Origin of the sequence: Xylanibacillus composti, from assembly GCF_018403685.1 — a bacterium.
In the GTDB taxonomy this organism is placed as follows: domain Bacteria; phylum Bacillota; class Bacilli; order Paenibacillales; family K13; genus Xylanibacillus; species Xylanibacillus composti.
On the sequence record NZ_BOVK01000025.1, the window covers coordinates 1 to 22489 of the forward strand.

18 protein-coding genes are annotated in these 22489 nt (G+C 55.5%); 5 read left to right on the top strand and 13 right to left on the bottom strand.

What is annotated here, in order from left to right:
• Nucleotides 1-632: hypothetical protein (locus tag XYCOK13_RS09825; RefSeq protein ID WP_213411971.1), on the top strand; the 632-nt coding region annotated here is incomplete at its 5' end.
• 141 nt (nucleotides 633-773) lie between these two features.
• On the opposite strand, the gene XYCOK13_RS09830 is transcribed toward XYCOK13_RS09825, so the two are convergent.
• The 3 genes from XYCOK13_RS09830 to XYCOK13_RS09840 are packed head-to-tail and all read right to left on the bottom strand — an operon-like array spanning nucleotide 774 to nucleotide 3482.
• On the bottom strand, nucleotides 774-1559 hold the full coding sequence (locus XYCOK13_RS09830; RefSeq protein ID WP_213411972.1) for an ABC transporter permease: 786 nt from the start codon (nucleotides 1557-1559) through the stop codon (nucleotides 774-776).
• Between the two features lie 5 nt (nucleotides 1560-1564).
• Complete coding sequence (locus XYCOK13_RS09835; RefSeq protein ID WP_213411973.1) at nucleotides 1565-2359, bottom strand: ABC transporter permease; 795 nt, start codon at nucleotides 2357-2359, stop codon at nucleotides 1565-1567.
• The gene (locus XYCOK13_RS09840) at nucleotides 2352-3482 is read right to left on the bottom strand and encodes an ABC transporter ATP-binding protein (protein WP_213411974.1); all 1131 of its coding nucleotides are present in this window, start codon (nucleotides 3480-3482) and stop codon (nucleotides 2352-2354) included. Before XYCOK13_RS09840 ends, XYCOK13_RS09835 begins: the two co-directional genes overlap by 8 nt.
• Before the next feature lie 130 nt (nucleotides 3483-3612).
• On the opposite strand from XYCOK13_RS09840, the gene XYCOK13_RS09845 reads away from it, so the two are divergent.
• The 3 genes from XYCOK13_RS09845 (at nucleotide 3613) to XYCOK13_RS09855 (ending at nucleotide 10977) form a co-directional block, all read left to right on the top strand.
• Nucleotides 3613-4671, top strand: coding sequence for an LCP family protein (locus XYCOK13_RS09845; RefSeq protein ID WP_213411975.1), 1059 nt, complete (start codon nucleotides 3613-3615; stop codon nucleotides 4669-4671).
• Between the two features lie 176 nt (nucleotides 4672-4847).
• A complete protein-coding gene (locus tag XYCOK13_RS09850; RefSeq protein ID WP_213411976.1) occupies nucleotides 4848-6176 on the top strand; it encodes a glutamate-1-semialdehyde 2,1-aminomutase in 1329 nt (442 codons plus the stop codon).
• A 253-nt stretch (nucleotides 6177-6429) separates the two neighbouring features.
• On the top strand, nucleotides 6430-10977 hold the full coding sequence (locus XYCOK13_RS09855; protein WP_213411977.1) for a glutamate synthase-related protein: 4548 nt from the start codon (nucleotides 6430-6432) through the stop codon (nucleotides 10975-10977).
• 668 nt (nucleotides 10978-11645) lie between these two features.
• On the opposite strand, the gene XYCOK13_RS09860 is transcribed toward XYCOK13_RS09855, so the two are convergent.
• The 8 genes from XYCOK13_RS09860 to uvsE form a co-directional block, all read right to left on the bottom strand.
• On the bottom strand, nucleotides 11646-12311 hold the full coding sequence (locus XYCOK13_RS09860) for a bifunctional 2-keto-4-hydroxyglutarate aldolase/2-keto-3-deoxy-6-phosphogluconate aldolase (protein WP_213411978.1): 666 nt from the start codon (nucleotides 12309-12311) through the stop codon (nucleotides 11646-11648).
• Nucleotides 12312-12376: 65 nt separating this feature from the next.
• Entirely contained in the window at nucleotides 12377-13345 is a 969-nt protein-coding gene (locus XYCOK13_RS09865; RefSeq protein ID WP_213411979.1) for a sugar kinase, read from the bottom strand.
• Nucleotides 13346-13372: 27 nt separating this feature from the next.
• On the bottom strand, nucleotides 13373-14221 hold the full coding sequence (locus XYCOK13_RS09870; RefSeq protein ID WP_213411980.1) for a class I SAM-dependent methyltransferase: 849 nt from the start codon (nucleotides 14219-14221) through the stop codon (nucleotides 13373-13375).
• A 25-nt stretch (nucleotides 14222-14246) separates the two neighbouring features.
• Nucleotides 14247-15095 (bottom strand): inositol monophosphatase family protein, encoded by an 849-nt coding sequence (locus tag XYCOK13_RS09875; RefSeq protein ID WP_213411981.1) that lies wholly within the window; start codon nucleotides 15093-15095, stop codon nucleotides 14247-14249.
• 119 nt (nucleotides 15096-15214) lie between these two features.
• The gene (gene kduD / locus XYCOK13_RS09880; RefSeq protein ID WP_213411982.1) at nucleotides 15215-15970 is read right to left on the bottom strand and encodes a 2-dehydro-3-deoxy-D-gluconate 5-dehydrogenase KduD; all 756 of its coding nucleotides are present in this window, start codon (nucleotides 15968-15970) and stop codon (nucleotides 15215-15217) included.
• A 6-nt stretch (nucleotides 15971-15976) separates the two neighbouring features.
• Nucleotides 15977-16744, bottom strand: a complete 768-nt coding sequence (locus XYCOK13_RS09885) for a DeoR/GlpR family DNA-binding transcription regulator (protein ID WP_213411983.1) — start codon at nucleotides 16742-16744, stop codon at nucleotides 15977-15979.
• Nucleotides 16745-16765: 21 nt separating this feature from the next.
• Nucleotides 16766-17596, bottom strand: coding sequence for a 5-dehydro-4-deoxy-D-glucuronate isomerase (gene kduI / locus XYCOK13_RS09890; protein WP_213411984.1), 831 nt, complete (start codon nucleotides 17594-17596; stop codon nucleotides 16766-16768).
• A 161-nt stretch (nucleotides 17597-17757) separates the two neighbouring features.
• Nucleotides 17758-18720: a UV DNA damage repair endonuclease UvsE gene (gene uvsE, locus XYCOK13_RS09895; protein WP_213411985.1), complete on the bottom strand. Its 963-nt coding sequence runs from the start codon at nucleotides 18718-18720 to the stop codon at nucleotides 17758-17760.
• A gap of 369 nt (nucleotides 18721-19089) precedes the next feature.
• Between uvsE and XYCOK13_RS09900 the strand changes: the two genes are divergently transcribed.
• A complete protein-coding gene (locus XYCOK13_RS09900) occupies nucleotides 19090-19866 on the top strand; it encodes a WecB/TagA/CpsF family glycosyltransferase (RefSeq protein WP_213411986.1) in 777 nt (258 codons plus the stop codon).
• A 180-nt stretch (nucleotides 19867-20046) separates the two neighbouring features.
• On the opposite strand, the gene XYCOK13_RS09905 is transcribed toward XYCOK13_RS09900, so the two are convergent.
• Nucleotides 20047-20724, bottom strand: a complete 678-nt coding sequence (locus XYCOK13_RS09905; RefSeq protein ID WP_213411987.1) for a PspA/IM30 family protein — start codon at nucleotides 20722-20724, stop codon at nucleotides 20047-20049.
• Nucleotides 20725-20834: 110 nt separating this feature from the next.
• Entirely contained in the window at nucleotides 20835-22406 is a 1572-nt protein-coding gene (gene floT, locus XYCOK13_RS09910; RefSeq protein ID WP_280520892.1) for a flotillin lipid rafts scaffold protein FloT, read from the bottom strand.
• Nucleotides 22407-22489: the final 83 nt, after the last annotated feature.

Consider the following 22489-nt stretch of genomic DNA (forward strand, 5'->3'; position numbering starts at 1 on the left):
ACATAAATTTGGACTTGATCCGCCAAAAGATCAATACTTTTCTCTTTTCATCTATAATTCTATTATTAACTGCTGGGTGTGCTCAATTTCAAGGAATTGATAACATACCTACTGCTCACGGTTCAGCATCATTTAACATCTATGAGTCTTTTGGTGAGTTGGCAATGGGTGCAACGGAAATCGTAGAAGTTAAAGTCTCAACTAAACAGGAGACGTTTGTTGACAATGATTTACCTTTTACAGTATCAAATGTAAAAATCAAATCTGTTTTGAAGGGAGCACTAAAAGAGAATGATACAATTCCTGTAGTTGAAGTTGGAGGAATATATCAACCTCTCATTAATGGTGATCCAAAAAGAGGAAAGCAGAAGCAATATGTCAATTATATTATGGAGGGCAACAAAGTGATGCAGTCAGGGGAAGAATATATACTTTTCTTAAATCCGATTGAAGGTGGGACAATTAAGAACTCTTACTATCCGATTGGCTTATACCAAGGCAAATACAAAGTCCACAATGGAGGCAAAGTAGCACGTCAAAATGAGAAAGAATTTTCCAGTGAATTTATGTTTAACTCAGTAGATGAGTTAAAGGAGGTCATTAGCAGAGTAAAGCAACAGAGGAACCCGTAACATTACTCAACTATGAGGCTCTGCTACGGGACACTTGTCCCGGCAGAGCCCTTCCCTGCACTTGCCCCAAGGCGCGAATGGCGCCCATTGTTGTATTTGTCTCCCTTACGAGACAACGTTCTTCGCTTTATGCAATCCCGCCTACGACCCCGCTCCCCGATACTTCCGCACGCCGTAGTTCCAGAACAGCAGGCCGCCCGTCAGGAAGACGAGGCCGACTACTGGTGTCAGCATGGCGAATGCGCGAGTGATGTCCTTCTCGAGGAAGAACGCCGCCGGGTAGACGCCGACGAAGGCGAATGGCAGCACCCAGGTCAGCACGAAGCGAATCGCTTTGTTGTAAATGTTGACCGGATAGCGGCCGTAGTTCTGAATGTTGTACATCATCGGCTGAATGCCCGTAGGCGCATCCGAGAAGAACGAAATCGCCGTCAGCGCAATATAGATGCCCGCATAAATCATCAGCGAGCCGATAATCAGGATCACCAGCACGAACGGGTACCACCACTCAAAGCCAAGCCCCAGCTGCCACCAGGCGTAACTCATCACGAGCGCGCCGGTCAGCGCGCCAAACAGGCTGGACGGATCCAGATTTTCCATGATGAGCTGCACGAGATTGTACACCGGCCGCGTCAAGACCCGGTCCATCTCTCCCTTCACAATGTAGCGCTCCGTGAAGTTCCACAGATTGAAGAAGCAGCCGAACAAGCCGCTCGGGATCATGAAGTAGCCGTAAATAAAGATCATTTCATCCCGCGTCCAGCCGCCCAGCAGATCCGTATGGCTGAAGACCACAAGGATGAACAACAGATTCATCGTCTGGAACATCAGGTCTGTGACAATTTCGATGGCGAAGTCCGCGCGATAAGTCAGCCTTGTTTTCAGATAAGTCTTGAGATACTCCAGTATAATAGCTGTATTCATCATCGGCTTCACCCTCCCTGCACGAACAGCCGCTTGCGCGCTGCACGCCAAATGACCATAATCGGCACGATCAGGACGACGAACCAGATGACCTGCACCAGCAGCGCATCCCCGACCGCAGCACCGGTTACCCTTCCCGTGAATACGGAAGCAGGCAGGTACGTGATCGCCTGGAAGGGCAGCCACTCCAGCACGGACATCGCCCAACCGGGGAAGAAGCTGAGCGGGATAATCAAGCCGGACAGCAAGTCGACCGCCACCCGCTTCATGCGCATCAAGCCTTCGTTATTTTCCACGAAGAAGGCGAACAGCCCTGTCAGAATATTAATCTGCGAATTGATTAAGAAGCTAAAGAAAATCATGACGAAAAAGATTAGCCAAATATGCCAATCGGTCGGCCAAGTAATATCGAACAACAGCGATACGATCACCATGCCAGGCGCGCTGAACAGCACGAGGCGGAAGATTCCCTCGCCGAGCCCCTGCATGATCTTCACCAGCAAGTAATTGTACGGCCGGATCATCTGCACCGCCACGCTGCCGTCCTTGATCTCGTTCGCAATTTCCCGGTCCAAATTGTTGAAGTAGAAGGCGCGGGCCATCCAGGAGACCGCTACATACGTCGTCATCTGCAACACGGTGAAGCCGCCCAGCGTCTCGCTGCTTCCGTAGATCGCCTTCCACAGGAAATAATACGCGCCAATATTAATAGCATAAATAATAATGCCGCTGTAATAATTCACCCGGTAAGCCAGCATCATGAGAAAGCGGATGCGGATGATGTCCAAATACGCATTAAGCATCTGCCGACACGCCTTCTTTCTCTGCTGCCTGTTCTGCCTCCTGCTTGGCGCGTGCCGTCGTGTCCGACCGAGCCGCAAGCCTCTGCGCTCCGTTCGAAACGTCGTCTCCCTTATGCTCCGCCGAGCCGGATTGATAAATCTCACGCACGATTTCATCGGTCCCGGTCTCAAACAGCTTAATATCGAGAATGTTCAAGCCGCCGCCAGAGACCAGACGGGCCAGCACCTCCGAGATATTCGCCCGGTCCTGCGGCACGAACACGCGTGCAGTCAGTTCGTTCTCCAGCTTCCAGCGCACCGGCAGCCCCGAAGTCAGCTGCTCCAGCTGTCCAATCGTGACAGTCTCCGCGAACTGGAACAGCGCCTCCTTGCCTTTGCCCCAACGGTTCTTCAGCTCATCCAGGCCGCCGTCATAAATGATATTGCCGTCATCCAGCATAATGACGCGCGAGCACAGCGCTTCAATGTCCTGCAGGTCATGTGTGGTCAGCAGGATCGTCGTCTCGTACTTCTGATTCATCTCCTTCAGAAATTCGCGAATTTCCGACTTCACGACAATGTCCAGGCCAATCGTCGGTTCGTCCAGGAAGACAATCGACGGATTGTGCAGCAGGGAAGCCGCCAGCTCGCATCTCATGCGCTGCCCGAGACTCAGCTTGCGCACCGGCCGGTTCAGCAGCTCCGAAAGCTGCAATCTTTCGACAAGCTCGTCGAATCGCGGTTTGAATTCCTCCATGGGCACGCGGTATACCTTGCGCAGCAGATGGAACGATTCAATGACGCCGATATCCCACCATAGCTGGCTGCGCTGTCCGAAGACGACGCCGATGCCGCGCACAAATTTCTCCCTTTCCTTATAGGGGACCATCCCGTTCACGAGCAGGTGCCCGGATGTCGGCACAAGGATGCCGGTCAGCATCTTGATCGTGGTCGATTTGCCCGCCCCGTTCTCGCCGATATAGCCGCAAATCTCTCCCTGCGGAATCTGGAACGAGATATCTTTGACCGCCTGTACAGTGTTGTATTCCCGCTTGAACAAGTCGCGCAAGGCACCGCCCAGGCCTTCTCTGTTCTTCTGAACCCGGAATTCCTTCCGCAGTTCTTTTACGTCAATGGCCAGCATGTTCTCTCATTCCTCCAAAGCCTTCCTTGCTTGTTATTTTTTTTTCGACAAACACATTTGCTGTCGACGCTCTTTTTCGCTAAACTAAACCTAATCATACACGATGCTACCTGAAAGGAAAAGAGAACGAATGAACACCTTCATAACGAAAAAACGACTAATCTGGGCAGGCTCCGTACTAGCGCTCGCACTTGTGCTCTGGGTCGGCTACTACGTATATTCAATCCTATCTTTCGGCAATAACATACAGGCCGACAGAGAGGACTCGCCCTTCAAACAGTTTCATGAGGAGCAGGATGCGTCCGATGAAAATCAGCCGCCCAAGTGGAGCGGCACAGAGCGTGTCAATGTCCTGCTGCTGGGCGGCGATGACCGGGGATTGGCAGAAGGCGAAACGCCCCGATCCGATACGCTGATGATCGCTTCGCTGGACCCCGTTACGAAGAAGGCGCACTTGTTCTCGATTTTGCGCGACAGCTATGTGTCCATTCCCGATCGCGGCATGGATCGCATCAACGCGGCGCTGGCATACGGCGGGCCGGAATTGGCTATGCGCACAGTCAGCGAATGGCTCGACATTCCTGTCCAATATTACATCTATGTTGATTTCCAGGGATTCGTTAAGCTGATCGACGCCATCGGCGGCATTGATTTTTATGTGGAAAAGGACATGTACTACAGCTCGCGCGCTGATGGCCCGGAATACGATATTAATCTGAAGAAAGGCCAGCAGCACATGGACGGCCATACCGCCCTGCAGTATGTTCGCTTCCGCTACGATGCATTGTCGGATTATGCCCGAACAGAAAGACAGCGCAAGTTCATGACCGCTGTTGCGAAGAAAATGCAGTCCTTCTCCTCCATCCTGAAGCTGCCTAATACACTGAAGGCAATCGAGCCGTACATTGAAACCAATCTGTCCTTGCGGGACATGTGGAGTTTAGGCGATTTGGGCAAGAGCACGAATACAAGCGAGATCATTACCGCCCAGCTGCCGCCGCTTGAGCTGCTGAGAGAGGAAAAGATCGGCGGAGCCGATGTCGTTACATCGAATCCTTCTGCCGTCAAGCAATATGTGCAAGAGAAATTTGCTGAAGCCAATAAAGTCCAGGAGCCTGAGGCCGCGGACACCGACTTGAGCGAAACGGCGGAGCCCCGCACGGGGCAGGCCGCTGGCACTAACGAATAATCTGTTCGGCGCGTGAACCGCTATCCTGCCGCCGCTTGGTTCAACCAGGCTGCGGACGATGCGGTTCATGTTTGTTTTTGGACCAGATATGCCCCTGCAGCTTGCATGACGATGGCTTTATGTGTGCGGCGGCAGGACGGAATTTCCCATATAACATAACAGGAGGGCGCATGACTATGACTGCTAATCAACCATCACGAAGCAAGTCGGAGCAACTTTATGAGGAGGCACTGAAGCACATTGTGGGAGGCGTGAACAGCCCGTCCCGCTCCTTCAAGGCGGTGGGCGGCGGCGCGCCTGTGTTCATGAAGCGCGGACAAGGCGCTTATTTCTGGGATGAGGACGGGAACCGCTACATTGATTACTTGGCGGCGTATGGACCGATCATTCTCGGCCATGCCCATCCCGCCATTGCCGAGGCGCTCGCAACTGCCGCTGCCAGCGGCACCTTGTTCGGCACGCCGACGGAATGGGAGATCGCCTTCGCCCGCAAGCTGAAGGCCGCCATTCCCTCCCTCGACAAGGTTCGCTTCGTCAATTCCGGTACCGAGGCCGTCATGACAACGATCCGCGTTGCGCGCGCGTATACCGGCCGCGCCAAGATCATCAAATTCGCAGGGTGCTACCACGGCCATTCCGACCTCGTACTCGTCGCCGCCGGATCCGGCCCTTCTACCTTGGGCATTCCCGACAGCGCCGGCATCCCCGTCAGTCTCGCACACGAGGTGATTACGGTTCCTTACAATGACAGCGAAGCATTGCAAGCAGCACTGGAGCGGTGGGGCGACGATGTGGCGGCTGTCATGATCGAGCCGATCGTCGGCAATTTCGGCATGGTCGCCCCCAAGCCCGGCTATCTCGAACAGCTGTGCCGCATGACGCGCGACAACGGCTCACTCGTCATTTACGATGAAGTCATCACCGGCTTCCGCTTCCATTACGGCGGCGCGCAGAACTACTCGCTGTTCGAGGACCATGCCGCTATCGAGCCCGACTTGACCGCGCTCGGCAAGATTATCGGCGGCGGGCTGCCGATCGGCGCCTACGGCGGTCGCGACGAAATCATGGAGCAGGTGGCGCCGCTCGGTCCCGCCTATCAAGCGGGCACCATGGCCGGCAACCCGGCATCCATGCTGTGCGGGCTTGCCTGCCTGGACGAGCTGGCCAAACCCGGCGTCTACGAAGGGATGGAGCGGCTCGCAATAAAGCTGAGCGACGGCATTTCCGACCTGGCCGCCGCTGCCGGCATTCCAATGACAGTCAACCGGATCGGCGGCGCGTTCTCCACCCACTTCTGCGACCACCCGGTAACGAACTATGAGGAGGCGCAGGATACGGACAGCGAGCAATTCGCTGCCTTTTTCCGCGGCATGCTGAAGCAAGGAATCTGTCTGGCCCCCTCCAAATATGAAGCTTGGTTTTTGACCTTGGCACACCGTGAAGCGGATATAGAAGAAACGCTTATCGCCGTGAAAAATATTTTTAATATGCATACAAAGCTATAATTATCCAATCTGACACCCGGTGTCAGGGTTAGCGCTTACAATGCTCCGATCGCGAATCGGATATTGTAAGCTTTTTATTTTCGTGGTATTCTATACTCACTCTGTTTTTTCATAGCGATCGCTGGCGGAAGTTTTTCCTGTTCGCCATAATGTATAATTATGCAGGATTTCTGTTTCGGTAGGATCGGCGCGAAGTGTAACGATGTAAAGGAGGTGGAGGTCAGTTTTTCTGACCCTCAACATGAGAGAAGCAATGCTGAACGAAGGCAAATTCCAGAACTTGACGCAGGAAGAGCACGATAGCTGCGGCGTCATTTGTATTGTGGAAAAGAACGGACATCCCTCGCGGGATAATGTGCAAAAAACAATCGATGCCCTGGTAAAGATGGAGCATCGCTCCGGGTTTATTGACGGCGAAGGCGACGGCTGCGGGATTCTGACAGATATTCCGCGCGCGCTTTGGGAGAAGCGTCTGCACGATAAGCAGTTGGACGGCAAGCTCGCCTATGACGAGCGCTTCTTCGTCGGCCACATCTTCCTTCCTCGCAAGCTGGACCAGAGCGTTGCCGAGATGCAGGCAGGCATCCGCGAGATGCTGCAGCATGCAGGCATCTCCATCGTTCTTGAGCAGGAAAATGCGGTGGACAACTCGGTGCTGGGCCTGAATGCACGCAATGATGAGCCTGTTTTTTGGCAGATTGCCGGTTTGGTCGAAAAGGGCGAGGTGAACGCGAATGATCACCTGTTCGAGCTGCATGTAGCCATCGAATCGAAGTACGTGGTGCATGTCGCTTCCATGAGCACCGTTACCGCTGCCTACAAAGTCATGGGCTCGGCCAGCATCCTCCCCAAGTATTTCCTGGATACACAGGATGCCTTGTTCGCCGCACAAGTCACAATCGGCCACAACCGTTATTCTACGAATACGCTGTCCAACTTCTTCCGTGTGCAGCCGTTCTCGCTGCTCGGCCACAACGGGGAAATCAATACGATCAAGAAAATGCGCTACGAGGCCGAGATGGTCGGCGTTCCGCTCGTAGACGGCGGCAGTGACTCGCAAGACATGAACCGGACGATTGAAACGTTTATTCATCGTTTTGGGCTTTCGCTGTTTGAAGCGATGGAAGTGGTCTTCCCTCCGATTATTAATGAGATGAAGGCCTACCGCCCGGAACTTCAGGACTTATATGTCTATTATCGCCAAATGTGGGGACATTATGCGCAAGGACCCGCAGCCATCGTATCCCGTTACGGGAATGAATGTGTATTCAGTGTAGACGCGCTCGGCTTGCGTCCGCTCTGGATCGTGGAAAGCGAAACATCGCTTTACTTCTCTTCAGAACAAGGCGTTATTACAGTTGGCGAGATGGTCTCTGAACCGAAGCCAATCGCACCGGGCGAGAAAGTCGGCGTCGTGCTGACACCGGGCGAGCATGTTCAGGTTGTGCCTTATACCGAATTGCAAGCGAAAGTATTGGAGCGCGCCGCAGCCCGCGACCTTGGGCTCGAGGGCATGCGCAAGCATCTGGACCACGCGATTGAGGAGAAGGCGCTCGCTGCCGCACAGACAGCGGAAGCGGATTTTGAGCCTACTGATGCCATGTACAGCGCATTCGGTTGGGACCGCGAAGGCATGCAGATGATTGAGAGCATGGCGAAAACCGGCGCCGAGCCGATCCGCTCGCTCGGACATGACGGTCCATTGGCCGCAATTCACTGGGAGCGCCAGAACATCCCGGACTTCATTAAAGAAAGCGTTGCGGTCGTTACCAATCCGGCCATCGACCGGGATCGCGAGATGGAACACTTCTCCACCCGCGTCGTTGTCGGACCTCGCCCGCCTATTTATGGCAAGGTCGACGCCCGCCTGAGACTGGAGCTTGCCGCTCCGCTCGTGCTCGAAGGCAAGCTCGGCATCGGCAGCTATGAAGCGCTTGGCCAGCTGTCCTACGAGCAGCTTGTAGCCCAGTTTGCCGCTCAAGGCGAGCAGGCAGTCGCGGTGCTGCCGCTGTATCGGAAACGCGGCGTCAATCTGAAGGATGCGCTCGCCCAGCTGGCCGACCTTGCAATTCAGGCCGTTCGCGAAGGCGCCACGCTGGTTATCCTCGACGATGCCGGCGTGCATACAGAGGATCGTCTATGGCTCGATCCGCATCTTGCGGTATCCAAGGTTGACATTGCTCTTAAGAGCGAGAAGATTGCGCTTGGCGACAATTTGCGCAGACAAGCAGGCATCGTTCTTCGTTCCGGCGGCGTGCGCAACCTGCATGACATCGCGGTAGCTTACGGCTTGGGCGCCGATGTCGTATCGCCTTACATGCTGTTTGCCACAGCGGCTGCGAAGGAAGGCAGCGAAGCGGCCCAGAAAGTGCTGCAAGCCCTGCAAAAAGGTCTGGAGAAAGTCATCTCCACCATCGGCACGCATGAGCTTCGCGGATATACAAGATTTTTCTCCTCCATCGGCTTCCATCCGGAAGTGGCGGAAGTGCTTGATATCGTGAATTACTTGGGCAGCGAGCAAGGCGGGACCTCCTTCGCAGATTTGGAGGAGGATGCCGAGAAGCGCTACGAGGATTACAACCACAATTCGAAAGCCAAGGCAGCCCGCAACTTCCACTTCTTCCAGCGCATGTGGAAGGCGCTGAACGAAGCGGCCGACGGTTCGGCTCCCTACTCCGACTATCGCGACAAGCTGTTGGAGGAAGAAGCGAAGAATCCGATTTCGATCCGCCACCTGGCTGCGTTCGACTTCGAGAAGACACAGAATGAAGGACGCAAGGAGCTTGATCCTTCGCAGGTAGATATCAGCATCGGCGATCACAGTCTGCCTATGTTGATCTCCTCCATGTCCTTCGGTTCGCAGAACGAAATTGCTTTCCGCGCTTATGCGGAAGCCGGCGAACGGCTGAACATGGTAACGATGAACGGCGAAGGCGGCGAGATCAAGGACATGCTCGGCAAGTACAAGCGCACCCGCGGCGCTCAAGTCGCATCCGGCCGCTTCGGTGTCAACGTCGAGCTGGCCAATGCCGTAGCGTTCCTTGAAATCAAGATCGGCCAAGGCGCGAAGCCGGGAGAGGGCGGTCATCTGCCTGGCTCCAAGGTGACAGCGAAGATTGCGGAAGCGCGAAACGCCACCATCGGCTCCGACCTGATTTCGCCATCGAACAATCATGACATCTACTCGATTGAAGACTTGGCGCAGATCATCTCCGAGCTGAAGGAAGCGAGCGGCCGCCAGGCGAAGATCATCGTCAAGGTTCCGGTCGTTCCGGGCATTGGCACCATTGCCGTCGGCGTGGCCAAAGCTGGCGCCAACATCATCACCCTGTCCGGCTTTGACGGCGGTACCGGCGCTGCGCGCATGCATTCCCTGCAGCATGTCGGCTTGCCGACGGAGATCGGCACGAAGCTCGCGCATGTGGCCCTGATCGAGGCCGGCCTGCGCGACAAAGTGGAAATCTGGTCCGATGGCGGCATGAAATCCGGCACGGACGTTGTGAAGATGATGATGCTTGGCGCGAACCGCTGCGGATTCGGCAGCTTGTCCATGCAGGCGATCGGCTGTACGACATGCCGCGGCTGCCATCTGGACACCTGTCACGTCGGGATTGCCACGCAGATCGATTCCATGGAAGAAGCCGATGAAAAAGGCCTTCGCCGTTTCGTGCCGCGCGTATACGATACAGCCGTTGACAGCCTCGTGCGCATCTTCAACGGCATGGGCGACGAAATCCGCGAGATTGTTGCAAAGCTCGGCTTCAAGAGCGCGCAAGAACTTGTCGGCCGCTCCGATCTGCTGAAGCAGATTAACGGTTTGGGCCGCATGGACTTGACCGACCTGCTTCGTCCGGCGCCGATTCAATTCGTTGTGCCGACGATGGAAGCCAACATCTCGACTTCGGATATCATGGAAGTCGCCGCAGGCGCGGAGGGTCAGGAGTACTTCCCGTCCGCTATCGCGTTCGACTGCAAGGTTGAGCGCAAGTGGTCCCGCATCGATGCGAAGCACCGGATCATCGGCACTCGCTTCGCCAGCCATCGCGTGCGCGACCGCTTCGACGGCAGCTACGACGCGCTTCCGAACGTCGAACTGGAGCTGAACGAAGGTTCTGTGCCGGGCAACGGCCTGGGCGCCTTCAATGCACGCGGCGTTAACATCACCGTCCGCGGCGGTTCCGAGGATGGCGTCGGCAAGATGGCATTCGGCGGCAAGGTCGCCATTCTGAAAGACCTTGGCAAGAACCGAGCGTTCCTTAACGGCTCTGTCGGCAAGTCCTTTGGATACGGCGCACAGAAAGGCTTGTTCCTGATTCAAGGGAATGCCGACTCCCGCGCATGCATCCGGTTCTCCGGAGCCGATGTCGTCTTCGGCGGCGAGATTGAAACCCCGCTGCAGGACGAATTGGGCGGCATCGCTTCGCGAGCGAACCTGAAGGGCTTCGCCTTCGAATATATGACGAACGGCCGTGCCGTAGTGCTCGGCGACCCGGGTCCATGGATCTGTGCCGGCATGACCGGCGGCGTGATCTACCAGCGCCTTGTTCCGGAGATGGGCATGGACAAAGCGGCGATTGAACGCCGCATTGCGAAGGGCGCGAAGGTCGACATTGAAGCGTTGGACGATCAAGGCCGTGCGGACTTGAACGAGCTGCTTGGCATTTACCGCGACGAGCTGGAACGCTCCGGCCAGTCCGAAGCAGCTGCGAAAATCTCCAGCTTGCTTGCCGACCTCGATGCGAACTTTGTCCGCATCGCGCCAGTGACTATGCAAGCCGATCAGTCCGTGGCAACGGAATAATCCGTCCGCGCCGCGATAAGCGAATGGCACAGCTTGGGTGAGTTGAGAGCAAGCAGCTCCCATCAGGCTTTGCCATTCGCGCCTGCGGCCAGCCCCTTGTGTGCTGGCCGCATGGAGTGTCTGTTTATGCAACGCGGTTATGTTCATACAGCTACCCTTCCAGAATAGAATGAAGAAAAGCGTCTATAAAAGCCTTCGCGGCCTTATAGACGCTTTTTTTGGTTGCTGCTTGGCTCCTCAACCTGCCCGGCTTGACGCTCGGGCGCTTGCGATCATCCGCCCGAACAGCACTCCTGCCTAGCCGTTTGGAACTGTAACTTTTACGGACATAGGTGACCGTTACAGTGCGTATGGGGCGCTTTTAGACAATGTAGCGGACGCGGATGACCATTAGCGCTGAATTGACAGGTCAAAACAACGCTTTATGGCCTCTAATGGACAGCAGCGGCCGTTAGAAAATCAGAAGAGCGTTTTTTGCACGCTAACGGACAGGAATGACCGCTACAGCTTCAAACCGGCTGCTCCGGTCATCCCGTTCTTCCCTTCTGCTCCCTGTCTGCTCTTTGCGCCCCGGCCCCTGCCTCGTGTCCAGCAGCTATCGTGCAGGTGGCAGCAATTATGTTCTCGGTAGTCTCATGTTCCATCAAACCGCAGAAAGGGGATAGTCCTTACTGCCCCTTCGCCTTGCGGAAGGCGTCCACGTAGGCGGCGGCCTTCTCCGTAATCAGCTCGAAGTTGCCAGTCTTGACCGCTTCCTTCGTCAGATCGGAGCCAATGCCGACAGCCACCGCACCTGCCTTGATCCAGTCGCCCAGGTTGTCCAGGTCGACACCGCCTGTCGGCATGACGTTCGCCTGCGGCAGCGGGCCCTTAATCGCGGAGATCATCGACGGCGAGAACAGGTTGCCCGGGAACAGCTTGACGATATCGACGCCAAGCTCCAACGCGCTCTGAATGTCCTGAATGGTCATCACTCCCGGCATGACGGGCACGCGGTAGCGATTGCACAAGCGGACCGTCTCCGGATTCAGGGACGGGCCAACGATGAACTCAGCTCCGCTGAGAATGGCGGCGCGGGCCGTTTCCGGATCGAGCACGGTTCCGACGCCTACGACAGCGTAATTGTCCGCGCTCGGGTCGGCGCTGGAGTACTTGCCTGCAAGGGTCTCCATTGCCTTCAGGGCGAACGGGGTTGTCATCGTCAGCTCAATAATCCGCATGCCGCCGGCGATGCTGCGATCTGCCATCTCCACTGCTTCCTCCGGCGAGCTGGCACGCAGTACGGCGACGACGCCTCCATCCGTAATTTGTTGGATCAGCTTTAACTTTTTCATAACGACTGCTTGCTCCTTCTATCGATTATCGATAATTCTTCTGCTATGAAATCTTTATTTAGTCTTTATCGTTCTATATGTTTAGCGTTGTTCATCTTCGCTTGCACTTCCTCGTATGTCGGCATGCCTTCCCAATCGCCTTCGATTTGGATGATCATCGAGCCAAGCAGGTTGCCTTGGCGCACTGCCTCTTCGTCGCTCATGCCGCGCGTAATGCCTGCAAGGAAGCCCGCACAGAACGCATCTCCTGCTCCAACCGTATCGACTACATTCTCTACCAGCTCATAGCGCACCGGGGTAGCCTGGCCATTTTGCACCACATAGGTGGCTCCTTCCCCGCCTTTGACGATCGAGGTGGTCTTCATTTCATGCAGCTTGTTGAAGATGGCCCGTTCGTCCTCTGTGTTGTAGAGCAGCCTCAGCTCGTCCAACCCTGGCAGGAAATAATCGACTTCGGCCGCCACCGGCAGCACGAACTCTCTGGCCTGCTCAATCGTCCACAGCTTCAGACGCAAGTTCGGATCGAAGCTGACCTTGACGCCGTTCTTCTTCGCCAGGCGGATCGCTTCCCGAAGCGTCTCCCGGCAGCTCTCGCTCAGCGCTGCTGTAATCCCGGTAATATGAAGCACCTTGGCCGAGGCGATATAGGCTTCATCCAGATGCTCCGGCTTCATCACACTGGCCGCCGTCTGCTTGCGGTTATAATAGACGTTAATCTTGCCTGCCACTTTATCGCGGAACATGACGCCGGTAGGTCCCTCATCGGTGAGCGCTGCGGCGGACACATCCACCCCTTCGCTGCGAAGCGTTTTCAAAATCGTGCGGCCAAAAGGATCGTTCCCCATACGGCCGAACCAGCCGACCTTGCTGCCCATGCGTGCCAGCCCGATCGCCACATTGCTCTCTGCACCGCCGAAGCCTTTCACAAGCAATTCCGTCTGCTCCAGAGCAACGGCACGAAGCGGCATTAACAGACCCATCGATTCGCCAAAAGTCACTACATCAAGGACGCCATTTGTTTTGTTTGATTCCATGTGTGTTCGACTCCTCCTTTGCCCCCATTATACTTGTTTTCGCTGGAAGACTCCATACATGAGGTGATATGTCGAAGGAATTTCCCCCTCTGCGGCGCAAAGCGTCTCATAACAGCGCTCAACGGAATGAAGCAGCCTTCTGCACGCTGACAGGCCGGGAAAGCCCATATGCAGCACACTGCCGGCACCCAGCTCTTTCGCATGGGACAGCAGACTGTGCACACTCGGATACGAGCGTGTCTGGATGACTTCACTTGTGTGCAGAGGAACTGCTTCCGGCAGCAGCCAGGCGCTCCGAACATCTGCAGATGGTGCGAAATTAGCAGACGCAAATCCTGCGGCTTCTACTGGATGCAGCGCTCCCGCCGCTCCGTTCAACACGGTCAGATCCGCATGCGGACAGCGCGCAGCCAGCCGCGAGACCAGCTTGCCATCCCCTGCGCCAATATCCAAAACACGCAGCGAACGTCTTCCCGAGAGATGCTTCTTGTCGCCATACTGCTGCAGCAAAGTCCATAAGCTTGCAGCCATTTCCTCCTGAATGGCGCCTGCAGGCCCGTTCCGCTGTCCAGGCGGCCTGCCCGAATCGACTGGTACAGCAGCCTGCCCGATAGAGTATCCATCCCCTTCCGTTCGCCTGTGAACAGAAATCGCCATCCTCTGCACCCCCATCTGCTGATCCGGTTTCTTTACCGTCAATGTATGCGATGCTGCTGCCATCCATGCGCCGTGCAGCCGCAGGCATCTGACAGAGCCGTGCATCGGTTGGGCCATCCGCCGCCAACCAGGGGAAAACAAAAGGGCGTGCCGCAGATCCGGTTGCTTGCCAACCCGGATGCTATCGGCATCGCCCTCTTGCAGATCAACCTGCTTCATAACGCTCTGATGCGCTTCTAATTCATTAGGCTTGTTCCAACTCTGTTAGCAGCTCATCATGAATGCGTCCGTTCGACGCCAGGACATCACGCACTTCCAGCGTATACGGATTTCCATTCAGGTCAGTGATTCGCCCGCCCGACTCCTGCACGATCAGGGAACCGGCCGCCAAATCCCAGGCGTTCAGGCCGTACTCCCAGAACCCGCTTAGTCTCCCTGCCGCTACATAGGCCAGATGGAGCGCCGCGGACCCCGCAGTCCGCACATTGCGCGCCTTGTTCACGATTCGATTCAATCCGCGCATATTCGCGGTAAGATTCTTGCCGCGATCCGCAGGAAAGCCGGTGGCGATCAGGCTGTCCGACAAGCGCAGCTCCTCCGAAACAGCCGTCCGCTTGCCCCGTAAGTATGCTCCCTTCCCCCGTTCTGCCACGAACATCTCGTCATGGAAAGGGTTGTACACAACGCCGAGCTGCACCTCGCCGCGAACGGCCAGCGCAATCGAAACGCAGTAAAACGGAAATCCGTGAATAAAGTTCGTAGTGCCGTCAATTGGGTCTACAATCCATAAAAACTCGCTATCCTTGCACTCGCCCAACGCTTTCGCCGAAGCTTCAGCACCAGGCTCGACGCCCTCTTCCCCCAAAAAATCATGCTGCGGAAAATGAGTCTGGATGAGGTTGCGGATCATCGTCTCCGAGCCCTTGTCCACTTCCGTTACCAAATCCGTTGGCGAAGACTTCAGGTTCAACTCCTGAAATTGTCCCATGCGGCTTTTGATCCATTCGCCGGATTTCGAAGCGGCGCTGATGGCTACGGCAGTATGGTTTTTGCTGCCTACGACATATGGCGTTTTTCCATCGCTTGTACCCATGGCATCCCACTCTTTTCTCTTCGGTTCTCTTTACCTATTCTACTGAATATACGTGGGAATTGCTATAAGGTTTCAGCCTGTTTTGGAAACCGCTTCGCGGTTGGGCCTTCCGCGCCTTCCTACCGCACCATCCAGCCGCCATCGACGCAAAGCACATGGCCGCTCATATAATCGGAAGCGGAAGAGGCCAGGAAGACCACCGGACCGGCAAGATCCTCAGGCTCGCCCCAACGGCCTGCAGGAATGCGCTCCACAATTTGCCGATTGCGCGCCTCGTCCGCCTGCAGCGCTGCAGTGTTGTCCGTGCTCATATATCCCGGAGCGATGGCGTTCACCTGAATGCCCTTGGCCGCCCATTCGTTGGCGAACGCTTTCGTCAGTCCGGCTACCGCATGCTTGCTGGCAGTATAGCCTGGTACGGTAATCCCTCCCTGGAAGGAAAGCATGGAGGCGATATTGATGATCTTGCCGCTGCCTTGCGCAAGCATCTCCCTGCCAGCCAGCTGGCAAAGCACAAAAACGGCATTCAAATTGACATCCAGCACGTCCTGCCAATCCTCGTACGCATGCTCAGCCGCCGGCGTGCGCCGAATGACGCCTGCATTGTTGACCAAAATATCGATGCGTCCGAACACCCGCTTCACTTCCGCAATGAGCAACGGCAGCTGATCGCGATCACTGACATCGCATTGGACGATATGCGCCCGCCTGCCATGCTGTTCCACCAGCTGCTTCGTCTGTTCCGCAGAGGTGCGCGAAGTGACCAGCGCCACATCTGCTCCCGCCTGCGCCAAGCCTGCCGCTATCGCTTTGCCGAGTCCCCGTCCCGCACCCGTCACGATCGCGGTTTTCCCCGTTAAATCAAACCAGTTCATTCCCGTTCATTCCTCCTTGCCCGCAGCTTGAATCTGAACTCCGCCCGCCTTGTATGTTTCCAAAACCTCCGGTGCGATACCGCTGTCCGTCAGAAACAGGTCAACTTCATCCAAATCGGCAAAGGTGACGAGCGCCGCCTTGTCGAACTTGCTGTGATCCGCTACACAATACACCGTTTGCGCACAAGCAACCCAAGCCTTCTTCTGCTCAATCAGATCATCGATAAAAACCGTCAATCCATATTCCGGATGGATGCCGGTCGCAGACAGGAAAGCCTTCTGCACATTCATGCTCCTGATCCAGTCCAGATTGTGCGTACCGATCAAGTGATTATGACGGCGATACCCGCCCGGCACAATGAGCCGAATCTGTTCCTTCACGGCAAGCTCGCGTATGATCATCACATCATTCGTCAGCACGGTCAGCTCTTCGTTCGCCAGTCGCTTGGCAATTTCCAACGTGGTGCTGCCGCCGTCCAGCGCGATAATATCACCCTTGCGTATAAGCCCGATGGCAGCTTCGGCAATCTCCGCCTTCTCCTGCATACATCGCGTATTCGGAATTTGCAATGTCAGCAGCTGGCTGTTCTCCTCCGTCGGCTGCACAGCTCCCCCATGAATGCGCTTAAGGTGACCGCTCCGTTCGAGCTTCTCCAGGTCCTCCCGAACCGTCTTCTCGGTCACCTGCAGCTCTGTGCTGAGGTCAGACACCTTCACGGCGCCTTGACGCTGCAGCTTATCCAATATAATTCGTTGCCTCTCTACGGCCAGCATAGACCCGTTCCTCCCTGTTGCTTACTTCAACGTATTCATCGGCACCGGGTCCATATCCTTGAAGGTATAATTTTCTCCCGCCATCGCCCATATGAAGGAATAGCTTGCAGTCCCTGCTCCGGAATGGATCGACCACGGCGGCGAAAGGACTGCCTGCTCATTTTTCACAACAATATGACGGGTTTCATTCGGCTCGCCCATCAAGTGAAACACACGGGTATCCTCTTCCATGTTGAAATACAAGTAAGCCTCCATCCTCCGATCATGGAGATGAGGCGGCATTGTATTCCAGATGCTGCCCGGCTTCAGCAGCGTGATGCCCAGCATCAGCTGGCAGCTTTGCACGCCATCTGCGTGAATGTATTGGTAAATAGTGCGTTCATTCGATGTATCCAGCGATCCCATATGCATCGGATTCGCCTTGTCGATGGAGATTTTGACAGTCGGCAGGCTTGCATGCGCCAGTGCGGAAGTGAAGTACAGCTTCGCCGGATCGGACGAATCTGCGCTGGCCAACTCCACGCTTGTAGCGCCGCGTCCAACATAGAGCGCATCAAGCTTCTGCAGCTCGTAGGCTTCACCGTCCACTGCAAGGATGGCCGGACCGCCGATGTTCACGAAGCCAGCCTCCCGCCGTTCCAGGAAAGAGCCCGTCTTCCAGGTTTCGTCTGCCGCGAGCTGCAGCGCCTTGCTGACAGGCACACAGCCCCCTATCACCATCCGGTCGTAGTGGGTGTACACCATCTGGATAGCATCCGCTTGAAACAGCTCCTCGATCAAGAAATCCTGCCGAATTCGCTCCGTTGTATAAGTCTTGAAGTCCGTCGGATTGGTTGCATGTCTGACTTGCATCCGTTTATCCTCCCTTTTATGTTCGTTATAGTTCATTTTCGTTCATATTATCACACCCCCTTGAGACCGTAAAGGTATTTTTCGAACATTTCCACTCGTTCGACTTTTCTTCCTCTTCTCCCCCTCGCAGCGTTTCGCTGAACCGATTCTTTTGAATGAACTTATTTCCACACAATCGATGCCTGATTGACGGGTTCCGCTTCAGAGAAATCCGCCAAGTCCTTCATCAGCTGAAATAAAGCCCCGTCCTTGCGCTTCGCTTCAATCATGACATCCAGCTCGGGCGAATGCGGCCCGATTCCGCGCAAAGCTGCGGCCAGTTCAGCCGCGTTCACATAATCGGCATGTCCCCTTGGATCCTTGTCACTCCTGGGACTGGACACGTGAATCTTGGGGGGAAGGCCTGTTTCCTTCCACGTTGCGGCGATTGCGGGCCACAGCTCCTCCATGTCTTCCCCCTCGTTGTTCACGGCATGATGATGAACGTCCAGCACCATCGGAACGCCCAGCTCCTGGCAAGCCTGCAGCGTCTCCCTGGCCGTGAATGTCTTATCATCGTTCTCAAACATCAGCCTTTCCCGAATGCGCGCAGGCAGCGCCTTGACATTGGCGGCAAAGCGGGCCATTGCCTTATCCTTGCTCCCGTAAGAGCCTCCGATATGAATGTTGCACTTGGCTTCCTTCGTCAATCCCATCGCCTCCAGCATGCGTACGTGCCTGTCCAGATCAGCAATGGAATGGGCCAGCACTTCCTCGCGCGGCGTGCTGAGCACTGTGAAATGGTCCGGGTGAAAGCTCACCCGCATGCCATTCTCCTTAACGTAATCTCCAACCTCCCGAAAGGACTCCTCCAGCTGCGGGAATGGGTCCCAATCCGCCAGCATCTCATGCCCGATTAGCGGAATCAGCTTGGACGAAAATCGGTACAGCTTGATGTCATGCGCCTTATTGTGACGCAGCAGCCGAAGTGTATTATGCAGGTTCTCAGCAGCGATTCGTTCCAGCTTGCGAATCGCTGCCTCCCTGTCCGCCAGCTTGGCGAACTGGGTAGCAGTCATCGTCTTGGAAGGCGACGCATTTTTTACCTCAACCGACATCGCGACATACCCAAAGCGGACAATCATAGCCATTTCCCTCCTGTCTCTTGATGTCAAATATTGTGTCCCGAACGGCTTGCCATGAACCCCGCCTGATGTCTTTCCCTACTCTGTTCATCGTTTTACAAGGCCTCCCGTTTCATGCTATAATGAGACAAATTCTTTTTCTTGAAAACGTTTTATTCAGTTCCAATCTAGTTTTGTTTCCTCTGGTGAAGCAATGAAGCAAATTCCGACATGGGCGCCTGGAATTTGTCGAGCGAGTGGCGCACCCACCACCCTCCAACATCATTCGCTATGTAAAGGAAGTGTGGGTATGAGCGCCAGCACCAACGAACAACCCTCCGTTTGCGTATCGCAACATTTCATCTGCAAGGGGAAGGATGGCATCCCGGCATGAATCCGATCCATTCTCCCAAGCGCTATCCTTTTCATTCGACCTATCTGCATGCTCTCTCTGTGCAAGAGATTGTGGAATGGGCACATTCCTCCATCCAGCATCGGACAGCGGCACAGCTCATTGTTGCCGGCACCGAGCTTCTGGTCAGACTGCAGCGCAGCGCCGAGTTGCGCGACATTGTGAACGCTTCTCCGATGATCTGCGCCGGAGACCATGCTGTTGTGCTCGCTTCCCGCCTGCATGGCATTCCGGTGCCGGAACGGGTTACCCAGATTGAACTGGTAGACAAGCTGCTCGCCTTGGCCAACCAGAGCCGATACCGCATTTTTTTGGTAGGAGAAGAGCCGGAACTGCTGCAGAGCGCGGAGCTGTATATCCGTCTTTTTTACCCGTATCTGCAGGTGTCGGGCGCCATATCCGTATGGCTGCATTCGCATGAAGAAACGAACGCTCTGCATGCCATTGCCCGAAGCGGCTCGGATATTTTGTTTGTCGCCCTTCCTTCTCCCGAAAGGGAACTGTGGCTGCACAACTGTATGCACGAATTGAATGTGCCGCTCTGTGTAGGCGCGGACGCCGCCCTCGATGATTACGCTGCGCGCATCCGTCATTCGCCGGCCTGGATCAAAGGCACTGTATTCGAGCGATTGTTCTTCTTCGCACGCCGCGGCAGACACTTTGCGCGCTCGATCAGAAGCTGCCCGGCCTTTCTCGCAGGCATTGTGCGGGACAGGCGCCGCCGCAAGCGGTCCCGTTCTGCTCCTAGGGACTAGCTGTCATTCAACTCCCCCGGTCACGGCTTAGCGGTGCGGGTTTATGGATGACCAGCCTGTTCAAGACATAAAAAAAACAACTCTCGGCAAATTGCTCTGAGAGTTGTTTTTTTGTTCGGCAGGCAAGGGTGTGTTGTCACTGCCGGCAAATCGTGCGACGCCAAATGATTGGCTAGAAGATTAGTTGCCCGCCTTCTTGCTATCCAATTCAGCTCGCAGGGCGGCCAAATCATCGTCTACATTGTCCTTGTCGAGAGCAGCCAGCTCATCGTCAAGCGATGTGCTGCTTGATCTCAGCTCTCTGCTCGCCTCTGCCTCCGCTTCGAGCTGCATGACCTTCTCGCTCATGCGGTCGAAACCCTTGGCGCCAGTGTCCTTGCCGAAGCCGGACATCGTGCGGTTGATCTGCTTCTGCGCCTTCGCCGCCTCCGCACGCGCAACCAGCGAGTCCTTGCGGTTCTTCATCTTTTCGAACTCGGCTTTCATCTCCTGCAATTGCTTGCGGAGCTGGTCCGCATTCGATTTCGCATTCGCATGCTGCTGCTCGAAATCTTCCGCTTTCGCTTGATGGCTCTTCTTGTCTTGCAGCGCACGGCGCGCCAAGTCCTCATTGCCTGCTTCCAAAGCTTTCATCGCCTGCTGGTGGCGCTTCTCAACCATTTCCTGCGCTTCTTCGAACTGATGCTTCAGACGCTTCTCGACAGCGATCTGCTTCGCTACCGCGACTTCCGCATCGGCAATGTCGTCCTCCATGTCGCGCAAGTACTGATTCAAAAGCTTGACCGGGTCCTCCGCCTTGTCGATCAAGTCGTTGATGGCCGCTACAGAAATATCCCGAATTCTCTTAAAAATACTCATGTTTGAATATCCTCCTCAAAGATTGAATTCTGGTGTTCATTACTAAGCATTACGCAGAACCGTGAAGATGGTTTCATTTCCTGCCAGGTCTTGTCTAGACTGTCCGCTTCCTATTCGGAAGCATCTGTCTGCACATCCGATGAAGGCCGCAGAACTTCCAGGTCCTGCCCGGAAGAGGCGGACGAACTACCCGCTGCAATTTCATGCTTCGCTTCCTTCCATGCAGGCGCCTGCTTGTTCCCTTTTGATGCCAAATTTTTCATGAGTCCTTCGATATCGATGCCCGATACATTTTTCAGCATTTCCGGAGCGGTCGCCATCAGCGAGGTCACGTAATTGCTGACGCGTGCGGCGCCTTCGCCGTTCCCGGTATCGACGACTGTCAGCTTGTCGATGCCCTTGATCGGCTCGGCTACGCGTCCAGCCAGCTCAGGCAGCATCTTCACAATAATGTCCAGCACGGCAGCATCCCCGTACTTCGCGAACGCTTCGGCCAGCTTCTCCTTCGCCTCTGCTTCAGCCAAGCCTTTGGAGCGAATGACTTCCGCTTCTGCAGTACCCTTGGCCTTCTCGGCTTCCGCTTGCGCCAGACCGTCCAGCCGTTTCTGTTCTGCTACGGCTTTAGCTTCCGCTTCGATCTTGTACTGCTCTGCGTCGGCCTCGCGCATGCGGCGGGCTTTCTCCGCTTCAGCCGCCTGCTCGACTGCGTAACGATCGGCATCCGCTTTCTTCTTGACCTCTGCGTCGTACTGCCGTTCGCGCCGCTGGATTTCCTTCTCCTCCAGCTCAATCTCCTTCTGCTTGCGCACGAGCTCTATCTTCATCTGTTCTTCCGTTACCTGCTGCTTGGAACGCGCCTCTTGAATATGGTAGGCCTGGTCGGCCTCTGCCTTCGCCTGATCCTGCTCGCGCTTGAAAGAAGCAACCTTCAATTCCTTCTCCTTCGACGCTTCGGCAATATTCGTATCGCGAAGCAGCTCCGCCTTCTGCCCTTCCTCTTCCGCGCGCGCCTTCTGAATACGCGCGTCACGCACTGCGTCTGCTTCGGCGATCTCCGCGTCCCGCTTCACCGCAGCAATTCTCGGCTTGCCAAGCGCATCCAGATAGCCATGCTTGTCGCGGACATCCTTGATTGTGAACGAAACGATCTGCAGGCCCATCTTCTTCAAGTCCCGCGCGGCGACTGCCTGCACCTCCTGAGCGAACTTGTCGCGGTTGCGGTAAATCTCTTCTACCGTCATCGATCCAAGAATCGCCCGCAAGTGGCCTTCCAGCACTTCTTGCGCTTCTGCCTTCAACGCTTCGGTCGGCTTGCCAAGGAACTGCTCTGCCGCAGTGGCAATATCCTCGACCGCACCGCCTATCTTAATAATGGCGACCCCGTCTGTCATAATCGGCACGCCTTGCTCCGTGTAAACCTCGGGCGTAGATACGTCCAGCTTGCTTGACAAGAGCGACAAAAACTCTGCCTTCTGGAAGATCGGGAGAATAAAAGCTCCCCCGCCGCGCACAATTTTAATTCGCCGTCCGGTATCATCCACAACCGTATGCTTGCTGCCCAGGAATGAACCGGTCACCACCATGGCTTGATCTGCGCTTACCGTCTTGTATCGGGCCCAGAACGCTACCCCCAGCAGTACGATAACCGCCATCACAATAAACGGAATTCCCATAGTCTCCATAAGCTCCTCCTCATCATGATTTTCCTTCCGTCATGCTTCCGCCTTACATCGAATAATAACGCTTCCCGGATGCTGTCTGGCCT